This is a genomic window from Caulobacter sp. KR2-114, from assembly GCF_049446115.1.
Classification (GTDB): Bacteria; Pseudomonadota; Alphaproteobacteria; order Caulobacterales; family Caulobacteraceae; genus Acaudatibacter.
Genome location: NZ_JBMSEC010000002.1, coordinates 600741 through 622843 on the forward strand (window position 1 = coordinate 600741; position 22103 = coordinate 622843).

At 70.7% G+C, this 22103-nt stretch carries 22 protein-coding genes; 13 read left to right on the plus strand and 9 right to left on the minus strand.

What is annotated here, in order from left to right; translation table 11 throughout:
* Positions 1-15 precede the first annotated feature (15 nt).
* From ACO2Q3_RS09020 to ACO2Q3_RS09035, 4 genes are all read right to left on the minus strand, one after another.
* A complete protein-coding gene (locus tag ACO2Q3_RS09020) occupies positions 16-1800 on the minus strand; it encodes an ATP-binding protein (protein ID WP_423306227.1) in 1785 nt (594 codons plus the stop codon).
* Positions 1797-2372, minus strand: coding sequence for a YfiR family protein (locus ACO2Q3_RS09025; protein WP_423306228.1), 576 nt, complete (start codon positions 2370-2372; stop codon positions 1797-1799). Before ACO2Q3_RS09025 ends, ACO2Q3_RS09020 begins: the two co-directional genes overlap by 4 nt.
* Complete coding sequence (locus ACO2Q3_RS09030) at positions 2360-4237, minus strand: TonB-dependent receptor plug domain-containing protein (RefSeq protein ID WP_423306229.1); 1878 nt, start codon at positions 4235-4237, stop codon at positions 2360-2362. The genes ACO2Q3_RS09025 and ACO2Q3_RS09030 overlap by 13 nt, the downstream gene beginning before the upstream one ends.
* 137 nt (positions 4238-4374) lie before the next feature.
* Positions 4375-5388: an SDR family oxidoreductase gene (locus ACO2Q3_RS09035; protein WP_423306230.1), complete on the minus strand. Its 1014-nt coding sequence runs from the start codon at positions 5386-5388 to the stop codon at positions 4375-4377.
* Positions 5389-5754: 366 nt separating this feature from the next.
* On the opposite strand from ACO2Q3_RS09035, the gene ACO2Q3_RS09040 reads away from it, so the two are divergent.
* The 8 genes from ACO2Q3_RS09040 (at position 5755) to ACO2Q3_RS09075 (ending at position 13550) form a co-directional block, all read left to right on the plus strand.
* Positions 5755-6183 (plus strand): MarR family winged helix-turn-helix transcriptional regulator, encoded by a 429-nt coding sequence (locus tag ACO2Q3_RS09040; RefSeq protein WP_423306231.1) that lies wholly within the window; start codon positions 5755-5757, stop codon positions 6181-6183.
* Positions 6184-6335: 152 nt separating this feature from the next.
* The gene (locus tag ACO2Q3_RS09045) at positions 6336-7172 is read left to right on the plus strand and encodes a cytochrome c oxidase assembly protein (RefSeq protein ID WP_423306232.1); all 837 of its coding nucleotides are present in this window, start codon (positions 6336-6338) and stop codon (positions 7170-7172) included.
* A gap of 10 nt (positions 7173-7182) precedes the next feature.
* The gene (locus ACO2Q3_RS09050) at positions 7183-9042 is read left to right on the plus strand and encodes a PQQ-dependent dehydrogenase, methanol/ethanol family (RefSeq protein ID WP_423306233.1); all 1860 of its coding nucleotides are present in this window, start codon (positions 7183-7185) and stop codon (positions 9040-9042) included.
* 41 nt (positions 9043-9083) lie between these two features.
* On the plus strand, positions 9084-9620 hold the full coding sequence (locus ACO2Q3_RS09055) for a c-type cytochrome (protein ID WP_423306235.1): 537 nt from the start codon (positions 9084-9086) through the stop codon (positions 9618-9620).
* Complete coding sequence (gene coxB / locus ACO2Q3_RS09060) at positions 9617-10579, plus strand: cytochrome c oxidase subunit II (RefSeq protein WP_423306236.1); 963 nt, start codon at positions 9617-9619, stop codon at positions 10577-10579. The genes ACO2Q3_RS09055 and coxB overlap by 4 nt, the downstream gene beginning before the upstream one ends.
* 12 nt (positions 10580-10591) lie before the next feature.
* Positions 10592-12520: a cytochrome c oxidase subunit I gene (gene ctaD, locus ACO2Q3_RS09065; protein WP_423306237.1), complete on the plus strand. Its 1929-nt coding sequence runs from the start codon at positions 10592-10594 to the stop codon at positions 12518-12520.
* Positions 12513-13112, plus strand: a complete 600-nt coding sequence (locus tag ACO2Q3_RS09070) for a cytochrome c oxidase subunit 3 (RefSeq protein WP_423306238.1) — start codon at positions 12513-12515, stop codon at positions 13110-13112. The genes ctaD and ACO2Q3_RS09070 overlap by 8 nt, the downstream gene beginning before the upstream one ends.
* Positions 13113-13115: 3 nt before the next feature.
* Positions 13116-13550 carry a hypothetical protein gene (locus tag ACO2Q3_RS09075; RefSeq protein ID WP_423306239.1) on the plus strand — a complete coding sequence of 145 codons (435 nt, stop codon included), beginning with the start codon at positions 13116-13118 and terminating at the stop codon, positions 13548-13550.
* Positions 13551-13671: 121 nt separating this feature from the next.
* On the opposite strand, the gene ACO2Q3_RS09080 is transcribed toward ACO2Q3_RS09075, so the two are convergent.
* The 3 genes from ACO2Q3_RS09080 to ACO2Q3_RS09090 form a co-directional block, all read right to left on the minus strand.
* A complete protein-coding gene (locus ACO2Q3_RS09080; protein ID WP_423306240.1) occupies positions 13672-13962 on the minus strand; it encodes a hypothetical protein in 291 nt (96 codons plus the stop codon).
* 78 nt (positions 13963-14040) lie between these two features.
* Positions 14041-14214, minus strand: coding sequence for a DUF1328 domain-containing protein (locus ACO2Q3_RS09085; RefSeq protein ID WP_423306241.1), 174 nt, complete (start codon positions 14212-14214; stop codon positions 14041-14043).
* 127 nt (positions 14215-14341) lie between these two features.
* A complete protein-coding gene (locus ACO2Q3_RS09090; RefSeq protein WP_423306242.1) occupies positions 14342-14761 on the minus strand; it encodes a low affinity iron permease family protein in 420 nt (139 codons plus the stop codon).
* Positions 14762-14954: 193 nt separating this feature from the next.
* Here ACO2Q3_RS09090 and ACO2Q3_RS09095 point away from each other — a divergent pair, with 193 nt between their 5' ends.
* On the plus strand, positions 14955-15461 hold the full coding sequence (locus ACO2Q3_RS09095) for a DUF1003 domain-containing protein (RefSeq protein ID WP_423306243.1): 507 nt from the start codon (positions 14955-14957) through the stop codon (positions 15459-15461).
* Positions 15462-15501: 40 nt separating this feature from the next.
* On the opposite strand, the gene ACO2Q3_RS09100 is transcribed toward ACO2Q3_RS09095, so the two are convergent.
* Positions 15502-16497 (minus strand): NAD(P)H-dependent flavin oxidoreductase, encoded by a 996-nt coding sequence (locus ACO2Q3_RS09100; protein ID WP_423306244.1) that lies wholly within the window; start codon positions 16495-16497, stop codon positions 15502-15504.
* A gap of 174 nt (positions 16498-16671) precedes the next feature.
* Here ACO2Q3_RS09100 and ACO2Q3_RS09105 point away from each other — a divergent pair, with 174 nt between their 5' ends.
* Positions 16672-17067: a Spy/CpxP family protein refolding chaperone gene (locus tag ACO2Q3_RS09105; RefSeq protein ID WP_423306245.1), complete on the plus strand. Its 396-nt coding sequence runs from the start codon at positions 16672-16674 to the stop codon at positions 17065-17067.
* A 55-nt stretch (positions 17068-17122) separates the two neighbouring features.
* Here ACO2Q3_RS09105 and ACO2Q3_RS09110 read toward each other — a convergent pair whose 3' ends face one another.
* Positions 17123-17698 (minus strand): hypothetical protein, encoded by a 576-nt coding sequence (locus ACO2Q3_RS09110; protein ID WP_423306246.1) that lies wholly within the window; start codon positions 17696-17698, stop codon positions 17123-17125.
* A 279-nt stretch (positions 17699-17977) separates the two neighbouring features.
* On the opposite strand from ACO2Q3_RS09110, the gene ACO2Q3_RS09115 reads away from it, so the two are divergent.
* The 3 genes from ACO2Q3_RS09115 to ACO2Q3_RS09125 all read left to right on the plus strand — a co-directional run bounded on the left by ACO2Q3_RS09115 (position 17978) and on the right by ACO2Q3_RS09125 (position 22079).
* Complete coding sequence (locus tag ACO2Q3_RS09115; RefSeq protein WP_423306247.1) at positions 17978-18721, plus strand: ABC transporter ATP-binding protein; 744 nt, start codon at positions 17978-17980, stop codon at positions 18719-18721.
* Positions 18718-20268 carry a hypothetical protein gene (locus ACO2Q3_RS09120; RefSeq protein ID WP_423306248.1) on the plus strand — a complete coding sequence of 517 codons (1551 nt, stop codon included), beginning with the start codon at positions 18718-18720 and terminating at the stop codon, positions 20266-20268. The genes ACO2Q3_RS09115 and ACO2Q3_RS09120 overlap by 4 nt, the downstream gene beginning before the upstream one ends.
* Before the next feature lie 176 nt (positions 20269-20444).
* Positions 20445-22079, plus strand: a complete 1635-nt coding sequence (locus tag ACO2Q3_RS09125) for a hypothetical protein (RefSeq protein ID WP_423306249.1) — start codon at positions 20445-20447, stop codon at positions 22077-22079.
* Positions 22080-22103: the final 24 nt, after the last annotated feature.

A 22103-nucleotide genomic window follows, 5' to 3' on the forward strand; every position in this document is an offset into this window, starting at 1 on the left:
GGCCCCGTCGCGGCGTCAGCCCGGCCCGGACGGGGCCGGGGACTCCTCCGCCAGGGTCGCCTCCAGTTCGGCGGCCAGCTGGGAGACTGTGAACGGCTTGGAGACCAGGTGCGCGCCGACGTCCAGCACGCCGTTGTGAACGATGGCGTTGCGGGTATAGCCGGTCATGAAAACTACCTTGAGGTCGGGACGCCGCTTGAGCGCCGCGTCCGCCAGCTGCCGGCCGTTGACCTCCGGCATGACCACGTCAGAGAGCAGCAGGGCGATATGCGGATTCTGGTCCAGCAGCTCCAGCGCCGCCTGGGCGCGGTCCGCCGACAGGACGTCGTAGCCCAGGGCCGACAGGGCCTCGACCGCGAAGTCGCGCACCCCCGCCTCGTCCTCGACCACCAGCACGGTGACATCGCGCCGCTGGGACGGATCCGAAGGCACAGGGGTCGGGCGCGCCCGCTCGGGCTCGGTGGTGGAGCGCGGCAGATAGAGGCGGATCGTCGTGCCCACCCCCACCTCGGAATAGATGCGGATATGACCGCCCGACTGTTTGATGAAGCCGTGCACCTGGCTGAGGCCCAGGCCCGTTCCGAGGCCCGGCGGCTTGGTGGTGAAGAACGGCTCGAACACCTGCGCCATGATCTCCGGGCTCATCCCCGTTCCGGTGTCGGTGATCGCCAGCATCACATATTGGCCGGGCGTGACCTCGTTCTCGGCGTCGGCATAGGCGCGGTCCAGATAGGCGTTGCCGGTCTCGATGGTCAGTCGCCCGCCGCCGGGCATGGCGTCGCGGGCGTTGATCGCCAGGTTCAGGATCGCCGTCTCCAGCTGCGGCAGGTCGATCTGGGCGCGCCACAGACCGCCGGCCTGGATGGTCTCCACGGCCACCGTCTCGCCCAGGGTCCGGCGCAGCATTTCCCCCATGTCGCTGACCACCTTGGCGATATCGGCCGAGGTCGGCTTGAGGGGCTGAAGCCGCGAGAAGGCCAGCAGCCGCTGCGTCAGGGCCGCGGCCCGCTGGGTGGCGTCTATGGCCTGCTGCACCAGGCGCGCGGTCCGTTCGTCGAGCTGCTGCTTGCGGTTCTGCAGCAGGTCGAGACTGCCCAGGACGATGGCCAGCATGTTGTTGAAGTCGTGTGCGATGCCGCCCGTCAGCCGGCCGATGGCCTCCATCTTCTGCGCCTGGCGCAGCGCCGCCTCGGCCTTTTCGCGCTCGGCGATGTGGGTCTTCAGGTCGGCGTTGGTGCGGCGCAGGGCGCGCGCGTCCAGGGCCATGACCATCAGCATGGCCAGGGCCAGAAGCACCAGCAGCCCCGGCGCCACATAGCGGCTGGCGCGCTGCAGGGTCGGCTCGGCCCGGTCGCGCAGGTAGACCGTCCCCAGCCGCACGCCGCCCTGGACCACCGGGGCGAAGACGATCACCTGGTCCTTCGTCTGATCGGCGGTGCGCACCTGGTCCAGGCGGTCGGCGAGACGCGAGCGGGTGAAGCTGGCCACCAGCCGGCCGTGTTCGTCGAAGACGCCGACGGCGTCCACCTGGCTGTTGGCCCTTAGGGCCCCGACGTACTCCTGAAGCGCCGTCCGGTCGCCGAAGGCCAGGGCGGCGGTGGAAGTGTCGGCCAGGATCCGCGCCTGGACGCGGGTCTCCTGGCTGAGCTGGGCGCGGTACTGGCCCTCGCTGTAGAGGGCGGCCGCCAGGCTGGCGAGGATGAAGGCGATGATGCCCGGCAGCACCCACAGACGGCTCAGCCATTCGCGGCGCGGCGCGACGGCGGGCGTGACCGGGACCGGCGTCGGCGATTCCGTCATGGGTTGGCTCCCGCGCCGCGGGGGCGCACCGACAGCGCCAGGCTGAGCAGTTTCGAACTGATCACCAGGCCGCCCTCCGCCGCCGCCTGGTCATCGATGCGCAGGCGCACCCGCCCGTCCACCACCGCGAAGTCCACGACGCCAGCGGCGCCCGGCCCGTCGGTGACGGTCAGCACCGGCAGGCCCTTGAGCGCCCGCAACGCGTCCTTCACCGGCTGCGCGCGTGACCCGCCCAGGTACATCATCGGACAGGCGGCGGCCGGATCGGCCCGCCCCAGCCGCCGCACCACGATGGGATGCGAGCCCACGGCCTGGCCGGCGACCGCCCGGTCCAGCACGGCGCCGAACGGATCGCTGCCCACCACGCAGATGGCGAAAGGCGCCCCCTCCGCCAGCGCGCCCGACGGCCAGGTCACGAACGGCGCCAGCTTGTAGAGGTAGGTCGCCTTGACGGCGGTCTCCAGCGCGCTCGGCTGGCCGAGGGCGGGCGATCCGAAAGTCGCGGCAAGGCCCAGGGCCAAGGCGGCGGCGCCCCCGCGCTTCCAACCTGTCAGCGCCTTCAGAACCGCCATTGCAGTCCCGCGACGAAACTTCGGGGGATGGCGTCGCCGCCCGGGCGTTCCAGATGTCGCTCGTGCAGCAGGTTGAAGCCCGAGAGGTAGAGCTGCAGGTGATCGGCGACGTCCCATCCCAGGCGGCTGTTCAGCTCCACATAGCCGGGCAGGGCCGGGGCGGGCAGCGGGCCGACATAGCGCAGGGTGGCGTCCAGGCTGACGCGTCCCAGCCGCCAGGACGAACGCACCTGGGCCTGCGCCTCGGGATCGTCACCCAGCTGGGCGACACCCAGTATCCCGCTGGCGCCGGGGGCGAAGCGGAAGCGTTCCTCCAGGATGTTGAAGCCCGCCGTCAGCCGCCACCAGGACGCCACGCGGTAGGCGCCCCAGGCCTCCAGTCCGTAGGAATGACCGCCGAGACGGTTGCCCCAGCGCAGCGGCAGGAAGCTGACCTGGCCTGGCTCGATCGAGCGCAGGTCGTCATAGCGGTTGTAGAAGGCCGAGACGGAGAACGACAGCCTGGGCGAGGGTTGGAAGCGGCCGCCGACCTCATAGGCCGTCACGGTTTCAGGCCTGAAGGCCGCGTCGCCCGTGAGCAGAACCGCGCCGCCCACCTTCTCCACCACGTCAGTGTCGAACGGCGTCGGCGACCGGATCGCCCGCGAGACCGCGCCCCAGATCAGCACCTTGCCGCTCGGGGTCCAGCCCAGGCGCACGCTGGGCAAGGCGACGGCGCCGGAATACGGATCGTCCTCGAGCTTGATCCCAGTGGTCAGGGTGAGGTTGGGCGATATCGCCAGGCTGTCCTGGATGAACACGTCGCCCAGGGTCAGGGTCCGGCTCGGCGGCGTGAAATAGAACGAAGGCGTGCCGTTGATCGTGTAGCGGCTGGCGCGCATGCCGCCACCCCAGACGACCTGGTTGCGGGCGCCGAGCTGGAAGCTGTCCTGGACATCCAGGTCGTATGTGTCGAGGCCGAAGTCCCCACCGCCCTGCTCGGTGGCGCGCCCGGTGTGATCCCAGAACGCCCGCATCTGGAAGGTCTGTCCGCCGGTCCCGGCGTGGGTCCAGTTGAGCAGCAGGCTGTGGCCGTCGATGTCCTCGTCGGCGCCGCCGTCGTGGCTCTCGGTTCCTTGATAGGCGTCGCCTTCGAGGGTGACGTCGTCGCGCGGCGAGGCCGTCCAATCCAGTCGAAAGCCCCCGTGCGGGTTGCTCCACCGGTCGTGGGCCCGCGCCCCCCCGGCGGTGACGCTGTCATAGTCCTTGAAGGCCCCCGCATAGACGCGGAACGCCAGGGCCTGGCCAATGTGGCCGCCGTAGCGAAGGTCCAGGCCCCGGGTCTGGTCGCCGGCGTGGGCGTCCAGGTAGAGGCCCTGGGTGTCCGCCGCCTTGCGGGTGATGATGTTGATCACCCCATTCACGGCGTTGGCGCCCCACAGGGTCGCGCCGGGCCCGCTGATGACTTCGATGCGTTCGACGTCCTCCAGCAGCGTGCTCTGCATGTCCCAGTAGACGCCGGAAAACAGCGGCGAATAGGCCGTCCGCCCGTCCACCATCACCAGCAGCTTGTTGGAGAAGTTCTGGGCGTTGTCGGCGCCGGTCAGTCCTCGGGCGGTGATCACGTAGCGGCTGGCGCTGGCCTGCTCCACCTGCAGGTTGGGCGCCAGGCGCAGCGCCTCGGCGAGGCTCAGGGCCCCGGACCGGACGATGTCGTCGTGGGTGATGACATAGATCGCTGCCGGCGCGCCGCTCAGCGCCTCGGGCGTCTTGCGCACCGACGAGACGTCGATGTCGGCAAGCTGGTCGACGCTGAGGTTGCGCAGATCCTCGACCGCGCTGGTCGGTCCTGGCGCGGTCTGTGCATGCGCGTGCGCGGCGCCCAAGGCCGCCGTCATCGCCCCCAAGCAGAGGCCCGCCCCTCGAAACACTGCCTGACCCCGCGCCGAATCCCCAGGTTGCCGCTAACGCGCAAGCTGTACCTGGGGTTCCAGGCGCCGCCGGCGCGCCGTCCCGTCCGCCCCTAGCCTCCCGCATAGCCGCCGATGATCGGCAGGATCTCACCCGTGATGTAGCTGGAGCACTGTGGCGAGGCGAGGAACACGTAGGCGGGCGCGATCTCCTCGGGCTGCGCGGGCCGGCGCATGGGCGTGTCCGAGCCGAACTTCGCGGCCGCCTCCGCCGGCTTGTCGGCGGGATTGAGCGGCGTCCAGACCGGGCCGGGGGCCACGGCGTTCACGCGAATGCCCTTGTCGATCAGGTGGGTCGCCAGCGAGCGGGTGAAGGCGTGGATGCCGCCCTTGGTCATCGAATAGTCCAGCAGGTCCTTGTTGCCGAGGATGCCCGTCACGGACCCCGTCATGACGATGGCCGAACCCTCCGCCATGTGCGGCACCGCCGCCTTGGCCAGGTGGAAATAGCCGTAGAGATTGGTGCGCAGGGTGCGGTCGAAGTGGTCTTCGGTCAGGTCCTCGAACGCCTGTACATGCTCCTGGAAGGCGGCGTTGTTGACCAGCACGTCCAGCCTGCCGAAGGCCTCCAGCGTGCTGGCGACGGCGTGCTGGGCGAACTTCGGGTCGGCGACGTCGCCGGCCAGCACGATGCAGCGGCGGCCCTCGCCCTCGACGGCGCGGCGCGTCTCCTCGGCGTCCTGCGCCTCATCCAGGTGGGCGATGGCGACATCAGCCCCCTCGCGGGCGAACAGAACGGCCACGGCGCGGCCGATGCCGCTGTCGGCGCCGGTGATCAGGGCCGCCTTGCCTTCCAGCTTGCCCGAACCCTTGTAGAAGGGGGCGTCGTACATCGGCTGCGGGCGCAGCGCCGCCTCCACGCCGGGCTTGTCCTGGTGCTGCTGTGGAAACGGGGGTTCCGGATAGCGTCGGGCGCCGGCCTGCATGGCCCCGCCGCCCTTTTCAGCCTCTCCCTTCTCGGCGAACGAGCGGCTCTCGGCGGCGCGCACCTGCGCCTGGATCCGGCGTTCGGCCTCGGCGACCCGCTTGCCCGCCTCGGCGAAACCTTCGCGTTCGGTCTGGCTCATCTTCGTCTCCCTGGGTTCCAGAGCCAGGAACGGCGGTTGCGCCGAGGTGTTCCGGACTGGACCACAAACGCCGTCCGCCCGGCCAGGAGACCCTCATGCCCATCACCCAGCCCTCCGATCCGCAGCCGGCGCCCCCCGGCCAGGATCCGGCCGTCCCGCCACCGCCGCAGGAACGGCCTGCCGATCCGACGCCTCAGGAGTTCCCGTCCGCCCCGCCGCCCGTCGAGATCCCTGACCGACCCGCCGGCCCGCACCACCGCGTTGGGCCGTTGTCCTGATCGGAGGCTGCGATCAAGATCGATGGAGGCTCGGCGTCGACGAGGCGACCAATCCTGGCCGCCGGTTCACCCGGCGCAGGAGTAGGGCATGGCGAGAGCGATCAAGCTGGGCCCGAGCGAATACCAGCGCCTCGCCGCCTTCCGCCTGGCTTTGCGGGAATTCCTCGCCCGGACGGAGGCGAACGCCCGCAGCGTCGGGCTGACGCCGCAACAGCATCAGGCGCTGCTGTCGATCAAGGGCGGCTATCCGGGCCGCGAAACAATCTCGATCAGCGAGCTGGCGCAACATCTGCTGATCAAGAACCACAGCGCCGTGGAACTGGTGGCCCGCCTCGTGAACGCCGGCCTGGTCGTTCGAGAACCGTCCCGCGAAGACCGGCGCACCGTCTGCGTCAGCATCACGGCCAAGGGCGAAGAGATTCTCGGCGAGTTGTCCAAAGCCGGCTTCGAGGAATTGGCGACTTCGGCTGAAGCCCTTCGAGGCCTTGTGGCCGAGCTGGAACAATTTCGAGACTGACGTCCAGGCGTCTCCAGAAGCGTTGCGAACCCGCCGCCCGCCCTTGCGGCGCACGTTCGCCGCCCAGTGGTGGAACAGACCGAAAGATTGGGAGTTTGAAGAATACCTCGTGACACGAGGTATCACCTGTCTTGGGCGGGAAGGAGCGGGAAATGCTGAGGTTCGCGTCCGCGGCCACGGCCACGGCCTATTGCGGCGCTCCGCCCGCGCCAGGAGCGCTGATGGCGCGATGGAACCTCGATCCCATCCTGATCGCCGCCCTTCTGGCGACCCTCGCGGTCTATATTGTCGGGGCTACGCGGCGCCAGGCGGTGGGTTCAATTCCCAGCTGGCGACGCGCCGCCTTCGCCGGTGGGTGGACGATCGGCGCGGCGGCGCTGGTTTCGCCGCTGTGCGCCCTCTCCGTATCGCTGTTCAGCGCCCGCGTCGGACAGCACATGATCCTGGCCCTGATCGCGGCGCCGTTGGTGATCCTCGGCAGGCCGGGCGCGGCCCTTGCCGCCCTCGGGCCATGGACCTTGGACCGCCTCCCGGGCGGCCGGCCGCTTCAAGCCGCCTGCGGCCCCGCCAGTTCGGCGGCGGCCTTCGCCGTAGCGCTGTGGATTTGGCATGCGCCGGGTCCCTATGACGCCACCTTCGCCAGCCCCGCCGTCTACTGGCTGATGCATCTGACGGTGTTCGCGGCCGCCCTGATGGTCTGGAACATCATGCTCAGGACGGCCCCTGAGAGCGCCACGTCGGCTCTGGCGGTGGGCGCTGCCTCGACCCTTCAGATGACCTTCCTGGGGGCGATCATCACCCTCACGCCCCGCCTGCTCTACGCGCCCCATGCGCTGACCCCCTACGCCTGGGGCCTCACCCAGGCTTCGGATCAACAGCTCGGCGGGCTCATCATGTGGGTCCCGGGGTGCAGCATCTTCCTCGCCGTCACGCTTGCCACCCTCGCCAGGGCCATGAGCGAGCGAGCCCGCCCCAACGCCCTGGCCTGACGGAGCTTCGATGTTGCTCGCATCCCCGCTACATCGGCGCGTCGTGCATGGCATCGCCCTGGTCGCCTTGGCGGCCATGGCCGGCTGCCACAAGCCCCAGGATCCCAACAAGGGCCTCTCCGCGCCTGTGGAACATCTCGCCGGATGGACGGGAGCGACCGCGAACCTGGCGCCCAATCCGCCCCCCGGCGAGTGGCCGAGCGAAGGGCGCGACGACGCCAACACCCGCTACAGTCCCCTCACCCAGGTCAACGCCGCCAACGTCGCTCAGCTCAGGGTCGCCTGGACCTTCTCGGACGGAACGCAGTACGGCCACGAGGGCGCGCCGCTGGTCGTCGACAACACCATGTACGTCGTGACGCCGTTTCCGAACATCGCCTACGCCCTGGACCTCACGAAACCCGGCGCGCCGATCAAGTGGAGCTTCGCGCCCAACCCGTCGCCGATGGCGATCGGCAAGGCCTGCTGCGACGCCGTCCTGCGCGGCTGGGCGCTGGCCGACGGCAAGCTGATCTACAACCTGCTCGACGCCCATACCGTCGCCGTCGACGCCAAGACCGGGAAGGAGGTCTGGCGCACCAAGATGGACAATGTCGAGAACGGGGCGACCATGACGATGGCGGCCACCGTTTATGGCGACAAGGTCTACGTCGGCAACTCGGGCGGCGAAATGGGCGTCCACGGCTGGCTCGCCGCCCTGGACGTCAAGACCGGCAAGGAGCTTTGGCGCGCCTACAACACCGGCCCGGACGACCAGACCAAGGTTGGCGCCGACTACAAGCCCTTCTACCCGTGGCTCAAGGGCAAGGACCTGGGCGAAACGACCTGGCCCAAGGGCATGGCGGTGCATGGAGGCTCAGCCTCCTGGGGCTGGGTCAGCTACGATCCGGAACTCAAGCTCATCTACTATGGCACGGCCAATCCGAGCCCTCGGGTGCCGGCGCAACGCCCGGGGCTGAACCTTTTCAGCGCCACGGTCTGGGCCCGCGATGCCGATACGGGCATGGCCAGATGGGCCTTCCAGTTCACGCCGCATGACCAGTGGGACTATGACGGCGTCAACGAGAACGTGCTGATCGACATCCCCTGGAAGGGCCAGACCCGCAAGGCGATGGTCCAGTTCAATCGCAACGGCTTCGCCTACACCATCGACCGCCAGACGGGCGAAGTGCTGGTCGCCCAGCCGTTCGGCAACCTGAACTGGGCGACCGGCATCGACATGACAACGGGCCAGCCGATCGTCAATCCGGCGATGCAGCCCAAGCCCAACGTCAAGCTCGCCAACGCCTGCCCGACCGACATCGGGGTGAAGGACTGGCAGCCCTCGGCGTTCTCGCCGCGCACCGGCTTGCTCTACACCGGCATGTTCAACGTCTGCATGGACGTGACCGACCATCCGCAGTCCTACATCGCCGGCACGCCCTACGACGGCATGGAGATGACCCGGCACGCCGGCCCCGGCGGCAACTGGGGCGCCTTCATCGCCTGGGATCCGGTCCACGGGAAGAAGGTGTGGGAGATCCCGGAGAATTTCATGGTCATGAGCGGCGCGCTCGCCACCGCCTCGGACCTGGTGTTCTACGGCACGGTCGACGGCTGGTTCCGCGCCGCCGACGCGCGAACCGGCAAGGTTCTGTGGTCCCAAAAGCTGGGCTCGGGGATCATCTCCCAGCCGATGACCTACACCGGGCCTGACGGGCAGCAATACGTCGCGGTCTACACCGGCGTTGGCGGGGCGGCGATGGTGGAGAGCAAGCAGCCCGGCTTTCCGGCCCGCGGCAACACCCTCTACGTCTTCAGCCTGGGCGGCCAGCAAGGTGTCCCCGCCGTGGCCACCGCGTCTCCGGCCGCGAAGCCAGGCCAGCCATGACACACGTCGCCGCCACGCGATGCCTTCTGGCTGTCGCAGCCTTGACCCTCTTCGCCTGCGGTCCGAACGGCGGCCGCCCCGATCAGCCGAAGGCGCCGTACTCCGGCAGCCCGGAAGGTCTCCCTGGCGGCGACCTCGCCGGGGGCGCTCGGTCGACCCTCGGCGCCTCGATCCACAATCCCCTGGAGGGTCAACCCCAGGCGATCGCAGCGGGCAAGCAGCTGTTCGTGCAGATGAATTGCGCTGGGTGCCACGGCTATGACCTGGGCGGCTCCATGGGCCCCAACCTCACGGACAGCTACTGGCGCTACGGCGGCTCGCCCGGCGCGATCTACCGCAGCATCGCCGACGGCCACCCGCAGGGCATGCCCGCCTGGCGGCGCGCGCTTCCCCCGAACCAGATCTGGCAGCTGGTCGCCTACATCCAGTCCTTCGGCGGCGCGACGCCGCCCGACGACTACCAGGGCGCCCTGCAAGGCGACCATGCGGCGAGGGCCACCGGCAAGGGCGCCGGCACAGGCGCCCAGAGCGGAAGCAAGGGCGCGTCGGCGCCGGCTGCGCAATCGCCCAACCCATGACCGGCAGTCCGCTCTCCTACCTGAGTTCGGCCGGGCCGGCGGCGAAGCCGCTGACCCAGCTGGCCTGGGGCCTGGGCGGCATCTCCATCGCGGTGACCGTCATCGTGACCCTCGCCCTGGTCGCGGGCATCTGGCGCCGGCGGCCGCCCGCCCCGGCCGGAGCCTTCGCGCTGGAGCCGGGCGCGAGCCCCAACGCTGGCCTCGCCTGGATCTACGTCGGCCTGGGCCTCTCCGTGCCGGTCCTGGCGGCCTGCACGGTGTGGACCCTGTTTGTCCTCGGCCAGGTGATGCATCCGGCCAGCAAGCCGCAGCTGACGCTGGAGGTCACGGCGCATCAGTGGTGGTGGGAGGTCCGCTACATGGACCCCGTCGCTGGCCGCGTGTTCACCACCGCCAACGAGATCCACATTCCAACCGGGCAACCGGTGCGGGTCGTTCTTTCCTCGCCCGACGTCATCCATTCGTTCTGGGTGCCGAAGCTGGCGGGCAAGATGGACGTCATTCCGGGGGTCACGAACGTGACCTGGATCCAGGCCAGCGCGCCGGGGCGCTACAGGGGACAGTGCGCCGAGTTCTGCGGCCTGCAGCACGCGCGAATGGCCTTCTTCGTCACCGCCGAAAGTCCGGCCGAGTTCAACGCCTGGCGCGACCGGCAACTGGCCCCGCCGGCGGCGCCGACCGACGCGACGGTCGCGCAGGGCTCAGAGCTCTTCGCGGCGCACTGCGCAAGCTGCCACACCGTGAGCGGCACGCCCGCGGGGGCGATCGTCGGTCCTGACCTCAGCCACATCGCCGGCCGCGCGACGCTTGCCGCAGGAACGATCCCCAACGACGCCGCCCACCTCAGCGCCTGGATCTCCGATCCGGACGCGATCAAGCCGGGCGTCCTCATGCCCAAGGCGCCGCTTTCCGCCGCCGACCGCGCCAAGGTGGTGGCCTATCTGCAGTCGCTGACTTGAAGGGCGGGAGACATGGCTGACACCACATTCGATCGTTTTCCGCCGCCCGAGGACACAGGCCTTGCGGCCACCTGGGAGACGCGACCCGGATTCATCGGCTGGCTGTCGAGCGTCGATCATAAGGAGATCGGCAAGCGCTACCTGATCACTGCCTTCGCCTTTCTGGCGATCGGCGGGGTGGAAGCCCTGATCATGCGCGCGCAACTCGCCCGGCCGGACCAGACGCTGCTTACGCCGGTGGAGTACAATCAGCTCTTCACCATGCACGGCGTGACGATGGTGTTCCTCTATGCGCTGCCGATGCTCTCGGGATTCTCCAACTATCTGTGGCCGCTTCTGCTGGGATCGCGGGACATGGCGTTCCCGCGGCTCAACGCCTTTTCCTACTGGGTCTTCCTGGCGTCGGGCGTGTTCATCTATTCGACGTTCCTGATTGGCCAGGCGCCCAACGCCGGCTGGTTCAACTACGTGCCGCTAGCAGGCAAGGAGTACGACCCGGGCCTGAACATCGACGTCTATGCGCTGGGCCTGATCTTCCTGGGCGTCTCGACCACCGTCGGCGCGATAAACTTCATCGTTTCCCTGATGCGGACCCGCGCGCCCGGCATGTCGATCAACCGCATGCCGATCCTGGTCTGGGGGACCTTGACCGCCTCCGTGGCCAACCTCTTCGCGGTGCCCGCCCTCAGCGCGGCCTGCCTGTTGTTGTGGCTCGACCGCACCTTCGGCATGCACTTCTACGATCCTCAGGCCGGCGGCCAGCCGCTGTTGTGGCAGCACCTCTTCTGGGTCTTCGGGCACCCGTGGGTCTACGCCCTGGTTCTGCCGGCCATGGGGATCGTCTCGGACGCCCTGCCGACCTTCTGCCGCCGGCCGCTGGTCGGCTACACAGCCGTCGCCCTGGCCACGGTGACGACGATGGTCGTCGGCTTCGGCGTGTGGGTCCACCACATGTTCGCCACCGGACTGCCCGCCCTGGCGCTGTCCTTCTTCGGCGCCGCCAGCATGATCATCGCCATCCCCAGCGCCGTGTCGGTCTTCGCCTGGCTCGGCACGATCTGGGTCGGCCGGCCTGTGTTCAAGACGCCGTTCCTGTACTTCGCCGGCTTCATCATGCTGTTCGTGATCGGCGGGGTGTCGGGGTTCATGACCGCCGCCGTTCCCCTCGACTGGCAACTGACCGACACCTATTTCGTCGTCGCGCACCTGCACTACGTCCTGCTGGGCATCAACGTCTTCCCGGTGATCGGCGGTCTCTACTACTGGTTCCCCAAGATGACCGGCCGCATGACCAGCGAGCGGCTGGGTCAATGGAGCTTCTGGGTATCCTTCATCGGCTTCAACCTGGCCTTCTTCCCCATGCATCTAAGCGGACTGATGGGGATGCCGCGGCGGATCTACACCTATCCGTCCCACATGGGCTGGGACACCGCCAACCTGGTGACCTCGATCGGGTCAGGTGTCTTCGCAGCCGGCGTGCTCATCACCCTCTACAATCTCGCCATCAGCCGCGCTCGCGGCGCGCCGGCCGGCCCCAATCCCTGGGACGCCGCGACGCTCGAGTGGTCCGTTTCCTCTCCGCCGCCGGCCTACAACTTCCGGCGCATCCCCATCGTCGCCAGCCGCCACCCGCTTTGGGAAGGACGCCTGGAGCACGGCACGGGCCGCTCGGTGCTGGAGACCGACATCGCGCTGGAGCATGGTCGCGAAACCCTGGCGACCACTGTGCTCGATGCGGAAGCCGACGCCATCCTTCGCATGCCCGAGGACAGCCTCGCCCCCCTCCTGCTGGCGGCCGCGCTCTCCGTGGGATTCGCCGGCCTGTTGGTCCATCTCTGGTGGCTCGCCTGCCTCGGCGGCGCCCTGAGCGCCCTGGTCGGCGCGGCATGGCTGGCGCCCAGTCCTCCGCCGATTCCGGAGACGGAGACCGCCCGTGTCTGATGCCCTTGTACCCCCGACGGCGCTGCCGGTGGCCCCGCAGGGCGTGCGCGCCTCCGGCTGGTACGGCCTCGTCTTCCTGATCGCCACGGAGGCGGCGCTCTTCGTCTACCTGCTGTTCAGCTATTTCCTGCTGGCCTCACAGGCGCCGGGCCCCTGGCCACCCTCGGGCGCGCCACCGATCCTGTCGGCCGCGATCAACACCGCCATCCTCCTCGCCTCCAGCCTGACGGCCTGGTGGGGACAGCGGGGGATCGAAAGAGGATCCTCGCCGCGGTTGGTCGCCGGGCTCGTGCTCTCGCTCATCCTCGGGACGGCCTTCGTGGCTGTTCAGGTCCACGACTGGATGCACAAGCCGTTCAGCCCGCGGACGGACGCCTATGGCTCGTTGTTCTACACCATCACCGGTGTCCACATCGCCCACGTGGCCGTGGGCCTGTTCATGCTGGCTTGCCTGACCCTGTGGGCGGCCCTCGGGCGTTTCAGCGCCAAGCGGCATCTCCATGTCACCGTGGGCGTTCTCTATTGGCACTTCGTCGACGCGGTCTGGCTGGTCGTCTTCACGACCTTCTTCCTGACCCCAAGGCTTGGCTGAGACATGACCGCGTTCGACCTCGAAAAGCCCGTCCATCCTTCCCCGCATCGCTCGAAGACCGGTCTGGCCGCCCTTCTTTTTGGGTTGTGCGCGGGGCCGGTGGCGTGGGGCGTGGGAGAAGTGGTCAACGTCACGCTGGCGCAGGAAGCCTGCTTGCCGGGGACCGAACCCCTGGGCCTTCCGACGATCGCGAACGTGCACGGGTTTCAGCTCGGCGTGATGGCCCTCTCGCTCCTGATCAGCGCGAGCGCCGCGATGATCGCCCTTCAGGCCTGGCGAGCGACCAGGGGCGAACATGAAGGCGGGACGCACACGCTCCTGGCGATCGGCGAGGGCCGTTCCCGCTTCATGGCGCTGGCGGGCGTGCTGACCAGCATCGGCTTCGCGGTCGCAACCCTGTTTTCCTTGCCCGCGATCCAGTTCGTCAGCGCCTGTTGAGCCGTCAGGTCTCGAAACCTGTCCAAGCCGTCCGCGTTCGCAGACTTCCCTATCGTCTTCCCAACCTGGCGCGACGTCGGCGGATATTCTGAAACGGCAGCGGATCTCCTTCCCGGACGAACTACGCGGCGCCCGCCTGGCGGTGGGTGAGCGTATCCAGCGCTGCAAGCGCACCGTCCGAAAACCGGTAGACCCCGACCATCCGATACTTCGTCGCCGGCGTCTCGAGCCGTTCGATGATGCCACGCGCCGCCAGCCCGCTGGTCAGACGCCGCACCCGCATCTTCCAGTCGCCCTTCTTTTTGAGGCCCCAGGCGTTCAAGACGGCGTTGCCGATCCAGTTGGGCTTACGCCAAGAAACGTGAGCGGCCAGCCAGAGCTGCCTGCCCGTCACTTTCGACAGCCGGGCCACGCGCCCCAGACAAAGATTCGACGGCGCGGGTGGCGCCAGCAATCACCGTGTACGGCGTCGGGCGCGTCCGCCGCGTCGCTAGACCACCGGTCGGCCACGGATCAGGCGCATGACCAGGGACACCACGAACAGCACCAGGAAGATCAGGAACACCAGCTTGGCGATGGCGATCGAGGCGCCGGCGATCGAGGTGAAGCCGAGGACGCCCGCGATCAGGGCGATGACCAGGAAGACGAGAGCCCATCCGAGCATTTTGCGCACTCCGGCCGCTGCGGCGAGCGGCGTGGCGGGCGGCCCGATGCCGCCCTCCCCCGCCCAACGGCGCTCCGGATGCCGCGTTCCGCCGGCGGCTCGGGGTGAGCGCACGGCCGACGCCGCCCTAGCTGGCCGTCACCGCCGCCACGGACCGGCTGCCCGTAACGCCGGCGCTGGACGGCTCGAGCTCGCCTTCACCGGCCTCCGCCTCGCAGGCCTCCCGCATCTCCAGGATCTCCTGCTCGGGCCGCTTTTCCAAGGCGATGAAGCGGTTCTGCGCCTGGTCGAGGGCCCGGATCAGCTCGTCCAGCTTGGCCTGCAGCGCCTCGCCCTCGCGGTTCTGGCTGTTCTGGATCAGGAACACCATGAGGAAGGTGATGATGGTGGTGCCGGTGTTGATCACCAGCTGCCAAGTGTCCGAGAAGTGGAACATCGGGCCGCTCAGCGCCCAGGCCAGGATCAGCAGCACGCACAGCACGAAGGTCATCGGCCGACCCATGGCGCGGGACGTGCGGTTGGCGAAGGTCTCGAAGAAATTGTTCATCTTGCAGGCGCTCCAGGCGCGAGCCCAACGCCCCGGAGCCTGCCCGCGTTCCGCCCCTGGCCCGCCCCGGCGAACTGAGCGCCGAGCGGGACGTTGGGCACGGATGAACCCGCCGTCCACCGCCCCAGCCGGCCAGGCGACTTCCGCGGCGGCCCCTGAGGCAGCCGACGTCGGCCTCCACCTCGAGGCCTCCGTGGCGGACCTGACCTCTTTCCACGCCGAGCATCACCGGGCGTCCTCCGCCCTGGAGCGCCGCGCCGAGCGGCTGGTGGACGCCCTGGGCCGCCCGGCGGTGGCGCTCGGGTTGACGGTGGCGGTGGTCCTCTGGATCGGCCTGGCGGTGCTTCTGACCGGGCCGGACGCGGTCGCGCGGCCGCCCTTTGCGTGGCTGGAGCTGATCGCCACGGTGACGGCGCTGCTGATCTCCATGCTGATCCTGGCGGCGCAACGCCGGGCCGGCCAGCTGGCGGAGCGCCGCGACAAGCTGACCCTGGAACTGGCGCTGCTGTCCGACCGGCGCAGCGCCAAGATCATCGAGCTGCTGGAGGATCTGCGCCGCGATCTGCCGTCCGTCGGCGAGCGGCACGACCCGGAGGCTGCGGGCATGCGCCGCCCCTCGGATCCCAAGGCGGTGCTGGACGCCATCGATCGCCACGCCCAGGCGGACGAGCCGACGGGGAGCGAGCTGGACGTCGACTAGGACCCGGGCGCCGCAGCCTGCGCCGCACCGTGCGCCATCGTCACGCCACCGCGCCCTGCGCCTCCAGGGCCTGGTCGATCAGGCTGGGCGTGCGGCAGGCGGCGACGTATTCGGCGCGCAGCCGGGCGACCAGGGCGCTGACGCTGGGAATGTCGTCGATCAGGTCGATCCCCTGCCCCGCGCTCCACAGGTTGCGCCAGGGTGTGACGCCCGGCGGCAGGTGGTCGTGGCGCATGCCGCGGCCGAGCGGCGTCGGCAGATTGTCCGGATCGAGACCCACCCGGCGAATGCTCTCGACCATCCAGTTGGCCGGCACGCCGGCGATGTCGCCGGTATAGGCGAGGTCGGTGGAGGTCTGGCTCACCAGCAGTTGCTTGTACTCGTCCGGCGCATCGGCCTCCTGGGTGGCGATGAACCGGGTGCCCAGGTAGGCGAGATCGGCGCCCAGCACCTCGGCGGCGCGGATCACCGCCCCGGTGGAGACCGCGCCGGCCATCACAAGGGTCCCGTCATAGATGGCCCGCAGGCGCGGGATCAGGGCCAGGTGGCTGATCGTGCCCGAGTGGCCGCCGCCGCCCGCGCCGATGCAGTTCAGCCCGTCCGCCCCGGCGGCGATCGCCTTCTCGGCGAAGCGCAGGCTGGTCACGTCGTGGAACACCTTGCCGCCGAAATCGTGCACGCGCTGGATCAGCTCGGTGGGGTCGCCGCCGACGCTGATGATGATCTCGACGCCGTAGCGGGCGCACAGCGCCATGTTGGCGGCCAGCTCGTCGGGCGGCATGCGGGTCGGATAGTTGACCGCGATCGGCGCGATCCGCGCGGCCGGATGCGCCTGCCGGTGCGCGTCCAGCGCCTGGGTGATCTCGGCCAGCCAGGCCTCGAATTCCTCCAGGCTGCGGGCGTTCTGGCGCGGCAGGCCGCCGATCACCCCGGCCTTGCACGCCTCGCGCACCAGGGCCGGCCCCGTGACCAGGAACATCGGCGCGCAGATCGCCGGCAGGGTCAGGCTGGCGCGGATCTTGGGGTCGAGGCTCACGGGTCGGGTCCTTCCAGGCTATCGGCCCGGCAGTTGGCGACGGCTGCCGCGAGGACACGCAATTGGGCGCATCGGGGAACGCGATCCGTGCAAGACATCTTCCGCCAGATGCCGGCCAGGAGGGCCGCCACGTGCGCGCCGCGATGGCGCCCCGGATCGAGAGAGGTTCCCCCCGTGCGTATTGCGATTTCCAGTGTGATCCTTGGCCTGGCGCTCAGCCTCGGCGCCCTGTCCGTCGCCGCCGCCCAGTCGGCCGCGCCGCCGCGCCTGGGCCAGTTGCACGACGCCCTTCGCCTGACCCCGGCCCAGGAGGACGCCTGGCGGGCCTACGAGGCCGCCCTGCGGCCCACGCCGGGCGGGGCCGCTCGCCACCAGCAGACGGAGGCGATGATGCCGCGGCTCACCACGCCGCGACGCATCGCGCTGCTGGACGCCACCATGCAGCAGGACCTCGCCGACCTGCGCCGCCAGGGCCAGGCCGTGATCGCCTTCTACAATGCGCTGACCCCCGGGCAGCAGGCGGTGTTCGACCGCCAGACGCTGCAGAAGGACGACGACCGGGGCCAATAGCCCCGGTCAGGTCAGAGCCGGTGCTTCGGCCGGCCTGCCACGCCCCGCCGGCGCCTCAGCAGCCGACCCAGTTGTACTTGTTCGCGCCGGCGTCCCACACCCATTGGCCACAGGCCTGAGAGCTCTGCCCCTGGGCGTTCGGGGGAGCCGCGTTGACCGGGGGCGGCGCGGCGCGCGATGGCGGCGGGGCTCCGCCCTCGTCGTCGTAGCTGTCGTAACTGTAGTCGCCGTCGGCCGGCTCCACGGTCTCGTAGCTGTATCCGTAGTAGGGCGGATAGCCGTAGTAGGCGGGGTAGTCGTAGTACCAGGGCGAGCCGGCCCAGTAGCCCAGCCCAAGGCCGCCCCAGAAATAGGGATAGCCGCCGCCATAGTAGCCGTGGCCCCAGCCGCCGCCGTGGTCCCAGCCACCGCCATGACCCCAGCCGCCACCGCCATGCCAGTCACCGCCGCCGCCGTGCCAGCCGCCGCCGCCGCCGTGCCAACCGCCGCTGCCGCCACCGCCACCACCGTGCCAGCCACCACCACCGCCGCCCCCGCCACCGTGATGTTGAGCCGCGGCCGGAGTCGGCAGGCTGGCCAGAGGAGCGGCCAGCAGGGTCGCGCTCGCCAGCGCCGCGAAAATCGTCTTCATCAGGACCTCCTTCAGAGGCCGCGGGTCAATCTGGCCGACGGTCACTGCCGCGGCGACGCGCGCCGCATCGCCAACAACATAGGCGCCGGCGCGCCCGGCGAAAGGGCGTCGGCCCCCTCGCCTTACGTCGCGCGGGTTTCGGCCGCATTTCGCGGCGGTTTCCGACAAGGACACGATTGAGGCCGGGCGCCCAGGCGGCCTGCGGTTGAGGCGGGGCGCGGGCTGCCGCATAGTCGCGCCGGTGGCCGCGCCGTCGCGCGGACCGGAGAAAGCTTTCGCGTGACCGACGCCCTGGTTCTGAGGGACCTCACCAAGCTCTACGGCGCCCAGCGCGCGGTCGACGGCCTGGACCTCACCGTGCGGGCCGGCGAACTCTACGCCCTGCTCGGTCCCAATGGCGCGGGCAAGACCACCACCCTGCGCATGGTGGCGGGGCTGCTGAAGCCCGACGGCGGCGCGATCTCGGTGTTCGGCATCGACGCCCTGTCCCAGCCGGCGGCGGCCAAGCAGGTCATCGCCTGGGCGCCGGACGAGCCGATGCTGTACGACCGGCTGACGCCGCTGGAATATCTCGAGTTCGTGGCCGGCCTGTGGGGCGTGGACGGCGCGACCGCCCGGACCCGGGCCGAGGAACTGCTCACCTGGCTGGGGCTGTGGGAGAACCGCAGCCAGCGCTGCGAGGGCTTCTCGCGCGGGATGAAGCAGAAGGCGGCGCTGGCCGGCGCCCTGATCCACGACCCCCGGCTGCTGATCCTCGACGAGCCGCTCACCGGCCTCGACGCCGCCGTGGCGCGCCAGGTGAAGGACCTGCTGCAGGCGCGCGTGGCCGGCGGCGCCACGGTGATCCTGACCACCCACATCCTGGAGGTGGCCGAGCGGATCGCCGACCGCATCGGCATCATCAAGGGCGGCCAACTGCTGGCCGAGGGCACGCTGGAGGAGTTGCGCACCCGCGCCGGCGAGCGCGACGGCACGCTCGAGGACGTGTTCCTGGACCTGATCGGCGAGGCTGAGCCGGCGTGATCGGCCGTCCCGGGTCCACGCTCTGGCTGCTCGCCGCCGAGATGCGGCTGGGCCTGCGCGACAGCCTCGGCCGGATCGGCCGCACCCGCGCCATCGTGCTGACGGTCGCGGCGCTGGTCCTGGTGTTCGCGCTGGGGCTGCCGGCGGGCGTCGCTCTCCGGCGCACCGGCATTCCCGTGGTCCCCCTGTCGATCGTGGTCGGCGACATCATCTGCGCCGTGGTGTTCACCCTGATGCTGTCGCAGACCCTGTCGGCGGCGACGCTGGCGCTCTACGGCCGTGGCGACCTGGACCTGCTGTTTTCGTCGCCGATCGCGCCGCGCAAGGTGCTGGCGGTGCGCTTCGCCGCCATCGCCGCCAACGTCTTCGCCGCCTTCGCGATGCTCGCGGTCCCTCTCATGCTGCCGATCGCCCTGCTGGGTCACTGGCGCTGGCTCGGGGCGCTGCTGGTCCTGGCCGATCTGGCCCTGGCGGCCAGCGCCTGCGGCCTGCTGCTGGCCACGGCCCTGTTCGGCCTGCTGGGCCCGCGGCGCACGCGCACCGTGGCCCAGGTGCTGGCGGCGCTGGTTGGCGCGGCCTTCTTCCTGGCCAGCCAGGCGCACTCCCTGCTGGGCGGGGCGCGGAGCTCGAGCCTGTGGCTGTCCATCGCCCGCGCGGTGGGCGACGGCCGCCTGATCCTGCCTCCGGGCGCATCCTGGCCGCTGCGCGCCATGCTCGGCGAGCCCGGCCCCCTTGCCGGCATGACGGCCGGCGGCGCGGCGCTGTTCCTCGGCGCCAGCCAGTGGCTGGGCGGACGCTTCGCCCGCAACGCCGCGGCGGCGAGCGGCATCGACCTGGCCGGCAAGACGCGCCGCAGCCGTGATCGCGGCCGGCCGTTCGCCCAGGGCGCCCTGGCCGCCACCTTCCGCAAGGAGCTCCGGCTGCTGTGGCGGGACGCGGCCCTGCTGTCGCAGGTGTTTCTGCGGGTGCTCTACCTGCTGCCGCTGGCGTTCCTGCTGCTGCGCCAGGCGCATGGCCAGATGACCTACGCCCTGCCGGCCGGGGCGGCGGCGCTGGCGATGATGACCGGCCAGGTCAGCGGCAGCCTGGCCTGGGTGACGGTGTCGGCCGAGGATGCTCCGGAACTGCTCGCCGCCTCGCCGACCCCGGTCGGCCTGCTGCTGCGGGCCAAGCTCGCCGCCGCGCTGACGCCGGTGGCGGTGATGCTGGCCGCACCGCTGGTGGTCCTGATCGCGCTGTCGCCACAGACCGGCGTGGTCGCCGCGGCAGGATGCGCAGGATGCGCCGTGGCCAGCGCCCTGATCAACGCGTGGTACAACAAGCCCGCCCGTCGCACCGACTTTCGCCGCCGCCGCAGCGGCTCGCTGGTCGCCGGCATCGCCCAGTTGCTCGTTACGGGCATGATCGCCGTGGCCACGGCCATCGCCGCTGCGCCCAGCATCTGGGGCCTGTCGGCGATCGTTCCGGCGCTGGTCGCCCTGGGCGCCCTTTTCGCGCTGCGCCGAACCGACAGCCAGATGGCCGAAGCGCTGCGCTCGCCGGCCTGAAGCGGCGCCAGGGGCAAGGCCGCCGTTTCGGCGGGTGACGGGGCCGTCACCGGACGGCGAAGCCTTGCAATAATTTCGACAACCTTGGCATGGAAGGGGCGTTCCCCGCCGCGGCGCGGCGCGCATCACGCCGCGGCCGTCCCGGGGCGTGTCCGAACTGTGCGAATGGTCCGCCGATGCCCGAGAGCGCCAGAGCGCCCGTCCGCGCCCCCGATGTCGCCCTCCCCGGGGCTTACGACCCGGCGCGGGCCCCGGCCGCCGGCCTGCTGGCCTTCTGGACCCTGGCGGTGCTGACCGTGGCGGCGGCGGGCATGGCGGCGATGGCCTTCACCCTGCCGGTCGACCATGACGAGAGCCAGTATGTGGCCGCGGCCCTCGCCGCGGCCCGTGGCCTTCGGCCCTATGCCGACTTCGTCTACCTGCAGACCCCGCTGCAGCCGGCGCTCACCGCCCCCCTGGCCCGGCTGGCCGGCGCGGACACCCTGCTGGCCATCCGCCTGGCCAACGCCCTGGCCGGCGCCCTTCTGCTGACCCTGGTGTTTCGCCTGCAGGTCCGGCTCGGGGTCGAACGGGCCCGGGCCGCCACCGTCACCGCCCTGCTCGGGGCCTGCTACATCTTCGAGTTCTCGTGCGGCGTGGCGCGCAACGACGCCCTTCCCGCCCTGGCCGCCGGCCTGGGCCTGTGGGCCGCCCTCGCGGCGCTGGATCTCGGCGCGGCGCGCGAAGGCCGCGCCGCCGCGCTCTGGGGTCTGGCCGGCGTGGGGTTCGGGGCCGCCGTCAGCTTCAAGGTGTTCTATCTGCTGCCGCTGGCCGCGGCGGGCCTGTTCCTCGTGGCGGCCGCCTGGCGACGGCAGGTCGGCGTGGGGGGCCTGGCGGCCTTCTGCCTGGGCGCCGTGGGGGGGCTCGCCCCCTGCCTGGCCGCGCTGGCCGCGGCCCCAGGCCCGTACGTCTACGATACACTTCTCTATCACCAGACGGCGCCGGCGGCCTGGTACGCCGCCACCGGACAGGCGCAGCGCCTGAGCGCCCTGGCCAAGCTGCCCGACAGCCTTCTGGCCCTGGCCGTAGGCCCGGCCCTGGAAGTCCTGGCCGGGGTGGGACTGATCAGCGTCGCGCGCTGGCGGGCCGGCGTGCGCGCCTCGCCGCAACGCCGGCTGGTGGAGGTCCTGGCGCTGGCGGGACTGCTGGCCGCCCTGGTCCCCACACCCACCCAGCGCCAGTACTTCCTGCCGCTGCTGCCGGCGCTGTTCGTGCTCTGGGGGATCGGCGAAGAGGGCCTGCCGCGCGCCCTGCCCTGGCGCCGCGCGGTCACCGCCGCCGTGCTGGCCGGGGCGCTGATCGGCGCGGGGCGAGTGATCTACCTGATCGGCGACGCGGTCGTCCGCCTGGCGCGCGGCGACCTGCCGCCGGTGCTGGCGCTGCAGGACGAGGGCCGCTGGGTCGGCGCGCGCCTGCGCGCGGCCGGAGTCGCCGGCGACATCGCCACCGCCGCGCCGCAACTGGCCGCCGCCAGCGGCTACGACCTGGACGCCCGCCTCGCCGCCGGCCCGTTCTTCTACCGCACCGGCGACCAGCTGGGCGACGCCCGGCAGGCCGGGCTGCACGCGGTCAGCCCGCGCACCCTGGCGGCGGCCTTCGACGCCGCGCCGCCGGCCGCCCTGGTGGTGGGCCTGGAGCCGCGCAAGGGGCTGAACGGCCGTTCGGCCGACGACGACTTCCGCGCCTATGCGCAGGCCCGCGGCTGGCGGCGCGAGGTCAGCCCCGACGGGGTGGTCGAGCTCTACATCCGCCCGGGCGCCGGCCGCTCCTGACGACGCGCGCCCGGCGCGGCCCGG

Coding starts and splice junctions, on each gene's coding strand:
- coxB (WP_423306236.1), top strand. CDS start 9,617: ATGACCGGCAGTCCGCTCTCCTACCTGAGTTCGGCCGGGCCGGCGGCG.
- ACO2Q3_RS09090 (WP_423306242.1), bottom strand. CDS start 14,761: ATGAACAATTTCTTCGAGACCTTCGCCAACCGCACGTCCCGCGCCATG.
- ACO2Q3_RS09025 (WP_423306228.1), bottom strand. CDS start 2,372: ATGGCGGTTCTGAAGGCGCTGACAGGTTGGAAGCGCGGGGGCGCCGCC.
- ACO2Q3_RS09110 (WP_423306246.1), bottom strand. CDS start 17,698: ATGAAGACGATTTTCGCGGCGCTGGCGAGCGCGACCCTGCTGGCCGCT.
- ACO2Q3_RS09035 (WP_423306230.1), bottom strand. CDS start 5,388: ATGAGCCAGACCGAACGCGAAGGTTTCGCCGAGGCGGGCAAGCGGGTC.
- ACO2Q3_RS09125 (WP_423306249.1), top strand. CDS start 20,445: ATGCCCGAGAGCGCCAGAGCGCCCGTCCGCGCCCCCGATGTCGCCCTC.
- ACO2Q3_RS09040 (WP_423306231.1), top strand. CDS start 5,755: ATGGCGAGAGCGATCAAGCTGGGCCCGAGCGAATACCAGCGCCTCGCC.
- ACO2Q3_RS09085 (WP_423306241.1), bottom strand. CDS start 14,214: ATGCTCGGATGGGCTCTCGTCTTCCTGGTCATCGCCCTGATCGCGGGC.
- ACO2Q3_RS09050 (WP_423306233.1), top strand. CDS start 7,183: ATGTTGCTCGCATCCCCGCTACATCGGCGCGTCGTGCATGGCATCGCC.
- ACO2Q3_RS09075 (WP_423306239.1), top strand. CDS start 13,116: ATGACCGCGTTCGACCTCGAAAAGCCCGTCCATCCTTCCCCGCATCGC.
- ctaD (WP_423306237.1), top strand. CDS start 10,592: ATGGCTGACACCACATTCGATCGTTTTCCGCCGCCCGAGGACACAGGC.
- ACO2Q3_RS09020 (WP_423306227.1), bottom strand. CDS start 1,800: ATGACGGAATCGCCGACGCCGGTCCCGGTCACGCCCGCCGTCGCGCCG.
- ACO2Q3_RS09045 (WP_423306232.1), top strand. CDS start 6,336: ATGCTGAGGTTCGCGTCCGCGGCCACGGCCACGGCCTATTGCGGCGCT.